Below are 225 nucleotides of genomic sequence, written 5' to 3' on the forward strand. Positions count from 1 at the left end.
ATCAAGATCAGTGAGATTCCGGGGATTAACTTGAGAGAGTTTGGACATGAAGACCACGATGCTCATGAAGGGCACAACCATGGTAGCCATGACCCGCATTTTTGGTTGGGTATCGATCAAGTCGAGGTAGCGGCAAAATATATCTCAGCTAAGCTAATTGAGTCAGACTCTGATAACGCCATGGCGTATCAAGAGAACCTAGATTCATTCTTGATTGCTTTGAAA

1 protein-coding gene is annotated in these 225 nt (G+C 44.0%); it reads left to right on the plus strand.

Features of this window, described 5'->3' with window-relative positions:
- A partial coding sequence (locus AB4653_RS24270) for a metal ABC transporter solute-binding protein, Zn/Mn family (protein WP_372105514.1) occupies positions 1–225 on the plus strand: 225 nt, incomplete at both ends.

It is taken from the genome of Vibrio sp. 10N.222.48.A3 (assembly GCF_041475345.1).
Taxonomy (GTDB): Bacteria; Pseudomonadota; Gammaproteobacteria; order Enterobacterales; family Vibrionaceae; genus Vibrio; species Vibrio tasmaniensis_A.